The organism is Pseudomonas sp. RL_5y_Pfl2_69, assembly GCF_963970465.1.
Lineage (GTDB): Bacteria > Pseudomonadota > Gammaproteobacteria > Pseudomonadales > Pseudomonadaceae > Aquipseudomonas.
The window spans coordinates 131223-144016 of record NZ_CAXAOU010000001.1 but is presented as its reverse complement, the minus strand read 5'-3'; the positions used below and the strand labels follow the sequence as shown (position 1 = coordinate 144016).

At 57.8% G+C, this 12794-nt stretch carries 10 protein-coding genes; 6 read left to right on the top strand and 4 right to left on the bottom strand.

The genetic code is table 11. The features are described 5' to 3' along the window. Positions 1 to 111: 111 nt before the first annotated feature. Positions 112 to 882, bottom strand: coding sequence for a flagellar basal body P-ring formation chaperone FlgA (flgA, locus tag AACY07_RS00690; protein WP_339473073.1), 771 nt, complete (start codon positions 880 to 882; stop codon positions 112 to 114). A 78-nt stretch (positions 883 to 960) separates the two neighbouring features. On the opposite strand from flgA, the gene AACY07_RS00685 reads away from it, so the two are divergent. The 6 genes from AACY07_RS00685 to flgE all read left to right on the top strand — a co-directional run bounded on the left by AACY07_RS00685 (position 961) and on the right by flgE (position 6022). Continuing rightward, complete coding sequence (locus AACY07_RS00685; RefSeq protein WP_339473072.1) at positions 961 to 1923, top strand: chemotaxis protein CheV; 963 nt, start codon at positions 961 to 963, stop codon at positions 1921 to 1923. A 12-nt stretch (positions 1924 to 1935) separates the two neighbouring features. Next, entirely contained in the window at positions 1936 to 2763 is an 828-nt protein-coding gene (gene cheR / locus AACY07_RS00680; RefSeq protein ID WP_219262053.1) for a protein-glutamate O-methyltransferase CheR, read from the top strand. 314 nt (positions 2764 to 3077) lie between these two features. Beyond that, positions 3078 to 3485: a flagellar basal body rod protein FlgB gene (gene flgB / locus AACY07_RS00675; RefSeq protein WP_133077354.1), complete on the top strand. Its 408-nt coding sequence runs from the start codon at positions 3078 to 3080 to the stop codon at positions 3483 to 3485. 3 nt (positions 3486 to 3488) lie between these two features. Further along, complete coding sequence (gene flgC, locus AACY07_RS00670) at positions 3489 to 3932, top strand: flagellar basal body rod protein FlgC (protein WP_133077355.1); 444 nt, start codon at positions 3489 to 3491, stop codon at positions 3930 to 3932. Positions 3933 to 3947: 15 nt separating this feature from the next. Continuing rightward, on the top strand, positions 3948 to 4673 hold the full coding sequence (locus AACY07_RS00665) for a flagellar hook assembly protein FlgD (RefSeq protein ID WP_219262054.1): 726 nt from the start codon (positions 3948 to 3950) through the stop codon (positions 4671 to 4673). 29 nt (positions 4674 to 4702) lie between these two features. Continuing rightward, positions 4703 to 6022: a flagellar hook protein FlgE gene (flgE, locus tag AACY07_RS00660; protein WP_339473071.1), complete on the top strand. Its 1320-nt coding sequence runs from the start codon at positions 4703 to 4705 to the stop codon at positions 6020 to 6022. A gap of 518 nt (positions 6023 to 6540) precedes the next feature. Here flgE and codA read toward each other — a convergent pair. The 3 genes from codA to AACY07_RS00645 all read right to left on the bottom strand — a co-directional run bounded on the left by codA (position 6541) and on the right by AACY07_RS00645 (position 12352). Then, positions 6541 to 7776, bottom strand: coding sequence for a cytosine deaminase (gene codA, locus AACY07_RS00655; protein ID WP_339473070.1), 1236 nt, complete (start codon positions 7774 to 7776; stop codon positions 6541 to 6543). 220 nt (positions 7777 to 7996) lie between these two features. Further along, positions 7997 to 9235 carry a hypothetical protein gene (locus AACY07_RS00650; protein WP_339473069.1) on the bottom strand — a complete coding sequence of 413 codons (1239 nt, stop codon included), beginning with the start codon at positions 9233 to 9235 and terminating at the stop codon, positions 7997 to 7999. Between the two features lie 243 nt (positions 9236 to 9478). Beyond that, a complete protein-coding gene (locus AACY07_RS00645) occupies positions 9479 to 12352 on the bottom strand; it encodes a ribonucleoside-diphosphate reductase subunit alpha (RefSeq protein ID WP_133077359.1) in 2874 nt (957 codons plus the stop codon). Positions 12353 to 12794 lie beyond the last annotated feature (442 nt).

The window sequence follows — 12794 nt, the reverse complement described above, 5'->3', positions numbered from 1 at the left end:
CGGCCATACCCGGAAAAACTTTAGGCTCGATTAATCATAGCTTCACACAGAACTGTACTGATCTGCGTCAAACCACAGTGTAGGAAAGTCCGGAGACTGATGCCAACTTTCCTACAATGCCACCTCAACTTGACCGGGTGCTGTCACTCGGGCCCGGATCACACGCTTGGAGTTCAGGTTCTTGACTCGTATCTGCTCGCTGAGGCCTCCGTCTGACAGGGCTTCGCCGGGCATTTTGACACTTAACGTACCGCTACGGGCGCTGATGACCACATGGTCGCCCTTGCGCACGGTGGCAACCTGTTCCAGGTGCGTGAGGGTCAGTACCTGATCGGTGATCACGGGCCGCAGCAGCTTTTGGCCCACTGCCAGTTCAGTCGCCGTCAGGTAGCCCTGATTGATCAGGCTGATATCCCGCTCGCGCAAGGTGACATCGGCATAGTCGATCACCATGCCCCGCTTGAGCGGGTGATTGACGATGACCACGTCACGGAACAGTTTGACCTGGGCGGGAACGAAGATAGTCCAGGGCGAGCCCCCTTCGCAGCGCACGCGCACGATCACCCGGCCCATGGGTTGTGCCGGACTTTCGAGGGTTGCTGTCAATTCCTTGTCGCAATGGGCCAGTCGCAGACGGGGGTCAAGGTTGTTGACCTGGATCTGGTATCGCCCCTCGGTCTGGCTGGTTGCCAGGTAGTCTTCAACGGTGAATTCAAGAAAGCCCTGGGTCACGCCGATAAGCTGATCAGGCGATGTAAACGCATCAGCCTGGGTATGAGTGCCCAGGCCAAGCAGGGTGCCAGCCGCCAGGACGCTCAGACAGCTGCGGCGCAGGGTCTGGAGGAAGGGCCGGTGGCAGGAAATTGTCGTTTTTGCGTTCATGGCCGATAAAAAAGCAAGCCCCGTGCCGTTTACCGGGAAGTGCGTGATGAAACTTGAAGTTTTTAAGAGGAGCTGAGAATGGCCGGGATGATGGATGCGGTTAACCAGCGCACTCAGCTGGTCGGGCAAAATCGCCTGGAGCTGTTGTTGTTTCGTCTGGATGGACCACAGCTTTACGGGATCAATGTGTTCAAGGTCAGGGAGGTGCTGCAATGTCCGAAACTGACCTTGATTCCCAAGTCTCATCCCGTGGTATGTGGTGTGGCGAGCATTCGAGGCGCGACCATCCCGATTCTCGATCTGGCCATGGCCACCGGGGCGGGGCCCCTGAAAGATCAAAGCAGCCCGTTTGTGATCATCACCGAGTACAACACCAAGACTCAGGGTTTTCTGGTTCGCTCGGTTGAACGCATCGTGAACATGAACTGGGAAGAGATTCATCCGCCGCCCAAGGGCACGGGTAACGACCATTACTTGACGGCCGTCACCCGGCTGGACGATCAACTGGTCGAAATCATCGATGTCGAGAAGGTACTGGCAGAAGTCTCGCCATCACCTGAAACCATCACCCACGGTGTAGTGGATGTCGAAACCCGGAGCAAGGCACTGTCATTGCGGGTGCTGACCGTCGACGATTCGTCGGTGGCACGCAAGCAGGTTGCCCGTTGCCTGCAAACGGTAGGCGTTGAAGTGGTGTCGTTGAATGACGGCCGTCAGGCGCTGGACTACCTGCGCAAGCTGGTGGAGGAGGGCAAGGACCCGTCTGAAGAGTTTCTGATGATGATCTCGGATATCGAGATGCCGGAAATGGACGGCTACACCCTGACCGCTGAAATCCGTAACGATCCGCGGATGCAAAAGCTGCACATCATTCTGCATACTTCGTTATCCGGGGTATTCAATCAGGCGATGGTGAAAAAAGTCGGTGCCGATGACTTTTTGGCCAAGTTCCGACCTGATGACCTGGCATCCCGGGTAGTTGACCGGATAAAAGCAGCAGACCATAGCCAGGGCTCACCCCTGGCGGTCAAATCGATTTAAGAGGCAGGACATTTGTCGACGGCTAATTTGGATTTTGAACAGTTCCGGGTCTTCCTGGAAAAAGCCTGTGGCATTTTGCTGGGTGAAAACAAGCAGTACCTCGTCTCCAGCCGGCTTAACAAGCTGATGGAGCAGCAAGGTATCAAGTCCCTGGGCGAGCTGATTCAGCGTATCCAGAGCCAGCCGCGTAGCGGGCTGCGCGAACTGGTGGTCGATGCGATGACCACCAACGAAACCTTGTGGTTTCGCGACACCTACCCCTTCGAAGTATTGAAGAACAAGGTGCTGCCCGAGCAAATCAAGGCCAGTCCTGGCCAGCGTTTGCGAATCTGGTCGGCGGCCTGTTCTTCGGGGCAGGAGCCGTACTCGTTGTCGATGGCCATTGACGAGTTTGAGCGCAGTAACCTTGGGCAGCTGAAAGCGGGGGTGCAGATTTTTGCCACCGACCTGTCGGCCCAGATGCTCAATACCTGTAAAACCGGCGAGTACGACAACCTGGCGATTGGCCGGGGCCTGTCGCCAGAACGCTTGCAGCGCTATTTCGATCCCAAGGGGCCGGGGCGCTGGGTGCTCAAGACGCCGATCAAGAATCGGGTCGAGTTCCGCTCCTTCAACCTGCTGGACAGCTACGCAGGGTTTGGCAAGTTCGACATCGTGTTTTGCCGCAACGTGTTGATCTACTTCTCGGCAGAAGTGAAAAAAGACATTCTGCTGCGTATCCACAGCACCTTGAAACCGGGTGGCTATTTGTTTTTGGGCGCCTCTGAAGCCCTGAACGGCTTGCCGGATCACTACCAGATGGTCCAATGCAGCCCGGGAATCATCTACCAGGCCAAATAGACCTCTATCCGTAGTCGCTGCCGCAGGCTGCGAAGGGTTGCGCAGCAACCCGTTTCCCGAGATCGATGCAAAACCTTTTCAAGGGCCTGCGGCCCTTATCGCAGCCTTCGGCAGCGACTACAAAAAACCTGCTCCAAGCGGCAGAAAAGCGGCAGTCAGCGGTCAACCGTTGCCGCTTTTCTGGCATTGCCGCTGTCCGCAACCCGGCAAACCCTTGAAATACGGGGCTGTAAAAACTGGCACGGGGTTTGCTCTATCCCTGTCATGTAAAACCTGAATCACATTCTCAGGTCAGCCCACAAAGGTTTTCCGACATGAGCATCAGCTTCGATAAAGCGCTCGGTATCCATGAGCAAGCCCTGGGCTTTCGCGCTCAGCGTGCCGAGGTACTGGCCAACAACATCGCCAACGCCGACACCCCGAACTACAAGGCTCGGGATCTGGACTTCGCCTCTGTGCTCGCGGCACAGAGCGACAAAAACCAGAACGGCGCCTTTGCGTTGAACAAGACCAACACTCGCCATATCGAAGCCCAGGGCCTGAGCAGTGGCGACGAGTCGCTGCTGTACCGCACCCCGATGCAGCCCTCGATCGACCAGAACACCGTGGATGCTCAGTTGGAGCAATCGAACTACGCAGAGAATGCGGTCAACTTCCAGGCCAGCTTCACCCTGCTCAACAGCAAATTCAAAGGGCTGATGTCGGCCCTGCGTGGGGAGTAATCCATGTCTCTATCCAGTGTTTTCAATATTGCCGGTAGTGGCATGAGCGCCCAGACCACGCGCCTGAACACCGTGGCCAGCAACATCGCCAACGCCGACACCGTGTCTTCGAGCATCGACCAGACCTACCGTGCCCGTCACCCGGTATTTGCCACCATGTTTCAGGGCGCGCAAAGCACCACCGGCGACTCGCTGTTCCAGAATCAGGACGGCGCAGGCCAAGGCGTGCAGGTGCTGGGCGTGGTCGAGGACCAAAGCGAGCTTCAGGCCCGTTACGAACCTAACCATCCTTCTGCAGACGCCAAGGGCTATGTGTACTACCCCAACGTCAATGTGGTTGAAGAAATGGCTGACATGATTTCTGCCAGCCGTTCGTTCCAGACCAACGCCGAGCTGATGAATACCGCCAAAACCATGATGCAGAAGGTCCTGACCCTCGGTCAGTGATAAGGGGCGACGCAAATGAGTGTGACCGATTCCACCAGCGGCATGACCCTTAACCAGGTGCTTGCCAACTCCGCCCAGGCCAAGACCACCGATACCAGTCTGGCGGCGGCCTCGAAGGCTGCGTCCGGGAACACGGCGCTGGGCAAGGATGCGTTCCTGCAACTGCTGGTTACCCAACTGAAAAACCAGAACCCGCTGGACCCGCAGGACAACACTGCGTTCGTCGCGCAACTGGCCCAGTTCAGCAGCCTGGAAGGCATCACCACGCTCAACGATACGGTCACTTCGCTCTCGGGCAATTTCCAGTCTTCGCAAGCCTTGCAGGCCTCGTCGCTGGTGGGACGCTCGGTGATTGTGCAAACCGGTGAGGCCTATGTGGACCCCGCCAGCGAAAAGCCATTCAACGGCACCGTGGTGGTCCAGGACGCCAACTCCAATCCCGTGATCAGCATTACCAATGCGGACGGTGAAGTGGTCCGCACGATCGACATGGGCACCCAAAAGGCCGGTAACGCGGGCTTTACCTGGGACGGCAAGGACGACGAGGGCGTGCTGCTGGACAAGGGCTCGTACACCTTCACCGCATCAAGCAAAACCGACACCGGTACGACGGCGCTCACCACCTACCTGCCAGCCACGGTTAACAGCGTGACCCTGAGCAAGACCGGTGGCGAAATCATGCTCAACCTCGCAGGCCTGGGCAGCATTGGCATATCCAAAGTCCAGACCATTGGCCTCTAAGCCGACTCATACGCCTCAAGGAGAGAAACATGTCATTCAATATCGGCCTTAGCGGCCTCTATGCGGCGAACAAGCAGCTCGACGTGACCGGCAACAACATCGCCAACGCTGCGACCACCGGCTTCAAATCTTCGCGGGCAGAGTTTGCCGACATCTACTCGGCCAACAAGCTGGGGATCGGCAGCAAGACCATCGGCAGTGGCGTGAACCTGGCAGCGGTTTCGCAAAACTTTGGTCAAGGTGCAGTCAACAACACCGGCAACCTGCTGGACATGGGGATTCAGGGCAGCGGCTTCTTCGTGCTGAGCGACAACGGTTCCTTGAGCTACACCCGTGCCGGTACGTTCAAGTCCGATAAAGACGGTTATGTGACCAGCTCTGATGGCACTGCGCGCTTGCAGGGTTATGGCGTGGATGCCAACGGCAATATCGTCAATGGCGTGCTGACCGACCTGCGTATCGACACCTCGAACCTGGCGCCCAAGCCTACAGGCTCGGTCACGTCCGAGATCAACCTGAACTCCAGCGCCGATGCGATCGATCAGACCAAGGTCCCGTTCGATCCGACCGTCTCCACCAGCTACACCAAAAAATTCAGCACCACGGTCTATGACACCCAGGGCAACGCGCACCCGATGGACCAGTACATGGTCAAGACCGGTGGCAACAGCTGGAGCGTCTATACCCTGATCGATGGCCGCAACCCGGATGGCACCTTGCCGTCAGGTGAGGGTGCCACGCCGCCAGTGCCTTCAACCATGGCGTTTGATTCGGCCGGCGCGCTGACCAATGTCACGCAGCCTGATCCGGTTGACGAGCAGGCTGAAAACACCCTGGTTGTCAGTGGCTGGAAACCGGGCGCCATGATCAATGGCGAGTGGAAAGAAAACGGAGCGGCGGCCAAAGCGGGTGGTATCGTGATCAACATGGCCAAAACCACCCAGTACAACACCGATACCTCGCGCAACCCACCTACCCAGGACGGCTACGCCACCGGCCAGATCAACAACCTGACCATCGATGGTTCGGGCGTGATGTTCGCCAACTTCAGCAACAACCAGAGCCGCGCCATCGGCCAGATTTCCCTGGCCAGCTTTACCAACGAGCAAGGCTTGCAGCCGGTGGGTGGCACCGCCTGGAAAGAAACCTACTCCTCGGGTGTGGCCGGTTACGACGCGCCGAAAATTGGCAGTCTGGGCGCTATCCAGTCCAACTCCCTGGAAGACTCCAACGTCAACCTGACCAGCGAACTGGTGGACCTGATCAAGGCGCAGAGCAACTACCAGGCCAACGCCAAAACCATCTCGACCCAAAGCACCATCATGCAGACCATTATTCAGATGACGTAATGGCGGGTCGCGGGAGGGCCTGCCCGCAAGCCCTGTGGGAGCGGGCTTGCTCGCGATAGCAGCAGCGCGGACTGGCAGGTGACCGCGTTGTCAGCCTCGCAGGCAAGCCAGCTCCCACAAGCTTTATGGTGTTCCCCCCCCCTGATGCCTGCCCGCAAGCCCTGTGGGAGCGGGCTTGCTCGCGATAGCAGCAGCGCGGTCTGGCAAGTGACCGCGTTGTCAGCCTCGCAGGCAAGCCAGCTCCCACAAGTTTTATGGCGTTCACACCCCTGATGCCTGCCCGCAAGCCCTGTGGGAGCGGGCTTGCTCGCGATAGCAGCAGCGCGGACTGACAGGTGACCGCGTTGTCAGCCTCGCAGGCAAGCCAGCTCCCACAAGCTTTATGGTGTTCCCCCCCCTGATGCCTGCCCGCAAGCCCTGTGGGAGCGGGCTTGCTCGCGATAGCAGCAGCGCGGACTGGCAGGTGACCGCGTTGTCAGCCTCGCAGGCAAGCCAGCTCCTACCCAAAGCGCGCAGGTTCAGGTGAACTCAACCCGCTCCGGCACTCGGGTCATCAGTACCTTGCCTCCACGAATCGAGACCCGCGCCTTGGCCTGGCGGCGCACCGCTTCGTAGTCGCTCTCGGCATCCAACACCAGCAGATTTGCCGGACGGCCCACGGCAATGCCGTACCGCTCGCCCAGGTCAAGGGTGCGTGCGCTGTTGTCAGTGACCAGATCCAGGCAGCGCGCCAGGTCTTCAAAACCCATCATGTGGCAGATATGCAAACCGGCATCCAGCACCCGCAGGATGTTGCCGTTGCCCAATGGATACCAAGGGTCCTTGATCGAGTCCTGGCCGAAGCACACGTTCATCCCGGCCCGATCCAGTTCGCCAACCCGTGTCACGCCACGACGTTTAGGGAAGCTGTCGAAGCGGCCCTGCAAGTGGATGCTTTCGGTGGGGCACGAGACGAAGTTGATGCCCGAAGCCTTGAGCAGGCGGAACAGTTTCGAGCAGTAGGCGTTGTCATAAGAGCCCATGGCCGTGGTGTGGCTGGCGGTTACCCGGCTGCCCATGCCGCGTACGCGGGCCTCTTCGGCCAGCACTTCAAGAAAGCGCGAATGGGGGTCGTCGGTTTCGTCGCAGTGCACATCCACCAGGCAGCCGGTGCGCTCGGCCAGGTCCATCAAGAATTTGATTGAACTGACCCCTTGCTCACGGGTGTTTTCAAAGTGCGGAATACCGCCGACCACATCAGCGCCCAACTCCACGGCCTGGGTCATCAGCTCGCGCCCTGCGGCGTACGACTCGATACCTTCCTGCGGAAACGCAACGATTTGCAGGTCAACCAGATGACGGGCTTCTTCGCGCACTTCAATCATCGCCCGCAGTGCGGCCAGGGTTGGATCGGTCACATCGACATGGGTGCGCACGTGCTGAATGCCATGCTCGGCCAGCATGCGCAGAGTGGTGTGGGCACGCTGCTTGGTATCTTCGTGGGTGATGGTTTCCTTGCGCTGTGCCCAGCGCTCGATGCCTTCGAACAGGGTGCCGCTCACATTCCACTCGGGCTGGCCCGCGGTCAGGGCTGCATCCAGATGGATGTGGGGTTCAACCAGAGGGGCGATTAACAGTTGGCCGCGGGCATCGATATCACCGTTTTGCACGGACACAGTGCCTTGCTGCAACGTGATGGCGCCGATGCGCTCGCCTTCGCAACTGACCGTGAACAGGCCGGGTGTTTTACGCAACGTGGCATTGATGATGTTCATGTTAGTTCCTGCTGTCGGGCTTCGGGCATGCCCTGCACAGCGCGGGCCAGCGAAGGACTCACTCTGAAAAAGAGATCATCGAACGTCTGGCGCGCTTGGTCCAGTGGCTTGTATAGGCCCATCAGTTCTGCGCGCGGGGTTTGTTGTACTGACAGTAGCAGGATTAACAGATATCTCCGCCAGCCTTGGCCACCTTGTTAAACGCAGGGAACATGGTTTTTTAGAGGGGTTTGCCCAGTCTTTCTTCCATGGCTTGAGCGAAAACGCCAGGTTCCAGTACCACTGAAAGGCGCTTGTCCATGAGGTCGGTCTGGTTACCCTCGATCATGGTGTTGAGCACCCGATGATTGATCTGAGAAAGCTGGCTGTCGATAAACTTCGCGGTGTCGGGTGAGAATTCTCGATGTTCGATCCCGTTGATTTTTTCCATGTTGTAAATGGCCAGGGCGGGAAGCAAAGAGGTCTCCAGGTAGTTGAACTCTTTGGCGTCACGAAGGTGCTGGGTTTCGCTGTACGTCAACGGCTCGTTTCTGTGTTGCTTGGCGTTTAGAAAGTCACTCAGGTTGTCCTGAAGGTCCAGTACCTGAAGTTGCACAATGCGAAGGTCAATGGCCTTTACGAACGCTTCGGGCGTTTCATAGCGCACCGATGGCAATTCTGCGAGCTCGTCTTTTTCATAGGCAAAAGAGGTGTCTGTTATCGATGCCCCCGTGTGCGCCAGGGTCAGAGTGGTCCCCATAAAAGCAGGGGCAGTATCGACACTGTGGGGACGTTGCACCGGGAAATGCCTTAAGTCTCCTTTTGCGTAAATTTCTGCTCGGGTGGGGGTCATGACGGCCTGCGAGATGAACTGCGCGCCTCTGGCGGCCTGACCTTCCTGGGCGCCCGTGGCACCAAGCAGGTACTTGTTGTACCTGTTTTTTGAATCATGGGGCTGGGAGGTGCTGTGCTCCTCATAGTTGATGTTGTTATACCCGCCGGCGAGTATGGCGCTGCCCAGTGTCCAGCGGTGGTAATGCGGGCTTTCTTCTCCGCCCAGTCCATTGCCTCGCACACTGTAGTTATGCAGTCTCAAGTTCCAGTTGCTGCCACCTGCTTCCTTGTTGCCGGACATCAGGTAGATCTTGTCGAGGATTCGAGACTGCGCAGAGTTTTTCTGGCTCTCTTGTTGTGCGCACTTGTCTTCTTTTAAGTGTTGCAGTATGCCGATCAGATCTTTTTTGCTAATAAAATTGATATTGCCGGTCACCCCGGGCTTATCGCCAAACCCCAATTCTTTGCTTTGATCGAAAGATTGATAGCGATGGGATATTTCCTGGTGTACGCGTTCGTAGATTTCTTTAGCGGTACTTGAAGGAGGGGCGGCGGGGATGGTCGTGGCGCTGATTTGAGAGGCTCCCCGCGAAATGCTTTCTGTCGGGGCGAAACGGGCTGGTGAAATCGAGTTTAGTTCTTTCATGTGCTTTCTTTTGATCGAATGGTGTTCATCCTTCTCGGGAAACAACATGTGAGCATGTCAGGCAGCCCCCCCCTCCTGAGGGATGGAGAATGCTGCTGACAGCGAAGTCCATTACATGTCCTGCGCTATGTGGCTCGGGAACATAAGCAGGTTCCACAAAACAAAACCCCCGTTAAACCCAACTGTTACCAGGGTTTAACGGGGGTTTTTGGTCAGGCGGTTTGACCCGCCTGCCTGCTCAGCTTATTGGCAAGCTTCGCAATCCGGCTCGTCAATCGCGCAAGCCTTTGGTACCGGTGCTGGACCGGCAGGGGCTGCAGCGACGTCTTCGCTGTTGTTGCCGTTCGACACGGCGTTGAGCTTGCCCGTGTTGACGGTGGACTTCTCGGTGCTGGTCGCGGCCAGGGCACGGAGGTAGTAAGTGGTTTTCAGACCACGGTACCAGGCCATGCGGTAGGTCACGTCCAGCTTCTTGCCCGAAGCGCCAGCGATGTACAGGTTCAGCGACTGAGCCTGGTCGATCCACTTCTGACGGCGGCTGGCGGCGTCAACGATCCACTTGGTGTCGACTTCAAACGCGGTGGCATACAGTTCTTTGAGCTCTTGCGGGATGCGTTCGATCTGCTGCACGGAACCGTCGTAGTACTTCAGGTCGTTGATCATGACCGAGTCCCACAGATCGCGCGCCTTGAGGTCGCGAACCAGGTACGGGTTGATCACGGTGAATTCGCCCGAGAGGTTCGATTTCACGTAGAGGTTCTGGTAGGTCGGTTCGATCGACTGCGATACGCCAGTGATGTTGGCGATGGTGGCGGTCGGTGCGATGGCCATGATGTTGGAGTTACGAATGCCTTTTTGTACACGGGCACGAACCGGTGCCCAGTCCAGGGATTCGTTCAGGTCAACGTCAATGTACTTCTGGCCACGCTGCTCGATCAGGATCTGTTGCGAATCCAGGGGCAGGATGCCTTTGGACCACAGCGAACCCTGGAACGTCTCGTAAGCGCCGCGCTCGTCTGCCAGGTCGCAAGAAGCCTGGATTGCGTAGTAGCTGACCGCTTCCATCGACTTGTCTGCAAATTCCACGGCTGCTTGCGAAGCGTACGGAATGTGCTGCAGGTACAGAGCGTCCTGGAAGCCCATGATCCCCAGGCCCACTGGACGGTGCTTGAGGTTCGAGTTGCGTGCTTGCGGCACCGAGTAGTAGTTGATGTCGATCACGTTATCGAGCATGCGAACGGCTACGTCGATGGTGCGCTTGAGCTTGTCGGTGTCCAGCTTGCCGTTGACGATGTGGTTCGGCAGGTTGATCGAGCCCAGGTTGCAAACAGCGATTTCGTCCTTGTTGGTGTTCAAGGTGATCTCGGTGCACAGGTTCGAGCTGTGGACCACGCCCACGTGCTGCTGCGGGCTGCGCAGGTTGCACGGGTCTTTGAACGTCAGCCACGGGTGGCCGGTTTCAAACAGCATGGACAGCATTTTGCGCCACAGGTCTTTGGCCTGGATGGTCTTGAACAGCTTGATCTTGCCCGGGTACTGGGACAGCGCTTCGTAGTACTCGTAACGCTCTTCGAAGGCCTTGCCGGTCAGGTCGTGCAGGTCCGGTACTTCGGATGGCGAGAACAGGGTCCACGGGCCGTCATCGAAGACGCGCTTCATGAACAGGTCAGGGATCCAGTTGGCGGTGTTCATGTCGTGGGTACGACGACGATCATCACCGGTGTTCTTGCGCAGCTCGATGAACTCTTCGATGTCCATGTGCCAGGTTTCCAGGTAGGCACACACAGCGCCTTTGCGCTTGCCACCCTGGTTAACGGCCACAGCGGTGTCGTTCACGACCTTGAGGAACGGAACCACGCCCTGGGATTTGCCGTTGGTGCCCTTGATCCACGAACCCAGTGCACGTACTGGCGTCCAGTCGTTGCCCAGGCCACCGGCGAATTTGGACAACATGGCGTTGTCGTGAATCGCGTGGTAAATGCCCGACAGGTCATCCGGCACGGTGGTCAGGTAGCAGCTGGACAGCTGCGGACGCTGGGTACCGGCGTTGAACAGGGTCGGAGTCGACGACATGTAGTCGAAGGACGACAGCAAGTTGTAGAACTCGATGGCGCGGTCTTCTTTTTGCTTCTCTTCGATTGCCAGGCCCATGGCCACGCGCATGAAGAAGATCTGCGGCAGTTCGAAACGCACGCCATCGTGGTGGATGAAGTAACGGTCGTACAGGGTTTGCAGGCCCAGGTAGGTGAACTGCTGATCGCGCTCGTGGTTGATCGCCTTGCCCAGTTTTTCCAGGTCGAAGGTGGCCAGCACAGGGTTCAGCAGGTCGAACTCGATACCCTTGGCGATGTAGGCAGGCAGGGCCTTGGCGTACAGGTCAGCCATCTCGTGGTGGGTGGCGCTGTCAGCTACTTTCAGGAAGCTCAGGCCTTCGGCACGCAGGGTGTCCATCAGCAGGCGAGCGGTCACGAACGAGTAGTTGGGCTCACGCTCTACCAGGGTGCGGGCGGTCATCACCAGGGCGGTGTTGACGTCGCTCAGCGCTACGCCGTCGTAGAGGTTTTTCAGGGTTTCGCGCTGGATCAGGTCGCCGTCAACTTCTTCCAGACCTTCGCAGGCCTCGGTGACGATGGTGTTCAGGCGGCCCATGTCCAGGGGTGCAAAAGTACCGTCAGCGAGGGTGATGCGGATCGACGGGTGAGCATTCACGGCGTCTTGGGCCGGAGCGCGGATGGCGCGTTCCTTGGAACGGGCGTCACGGTAGATCACATAGTCGCGAGCCACTTTTTGCTCGCCGGCGCGCATCAGGGCCAGTTCAACCTGGTCCTGGATTTCTTCGATGTGGATGGTGCCACCCGATGGCATGCGACGCTTGAAGGTCGCGGTGACTTGTTCGGTCAGGCGCGCAACAGTGTCGTGAATGCGGGACGAGGCAGCAGCGTTGCCGCCCTCAACTGCGAGAAACGCCTTGGTGATGGCAACGGTGATCTTGTCATCGGTGTAAGGAACCACAGCCCCGTTACGTTTGATCACGCGCAACTGGCCTGGCGCGGTCGCAGACAGATCCAGATTTGAATCGGAACCCTGCGAGTTCTCGCGAGTTGTATCGGTTTGCATGGGGGGGTGTCTCCACATTCTCTATGTTTGTTTGGGCGCCTTTTGGGTGCCCACCGTTCCGTCCTGAAGCACTACAACCGGCAATGAGCCGGGCATAACAACTTCGGGACGTACAGAAGGGGGGTTAAGCCGCTTCCGTGCCGAAGTCTTGATTCACGCAGAGCGCGTGAAACCGTATTCCTGTTGGATGACAGTATTTTTACTGCAACACCCGGGCCGCTTTCCGACCTTTGGGTTGGAAAACGGTTGCCATCCGCGTGAGCGGCCTGGACTTGAAAATTGCGTTTGATTTAACCCGACCGGCGCGAGAAAAGGGCTTGAAATTCTCGTCTGAGTTGTGTTGGGTTTTTAGCCTGAAACCCTATATATGGGGTTTTTTGGCGGAACTGATACAAGATATGCGTTTTGCAGGGGTTGTGCAACGTACTGCCTGTGGATAACC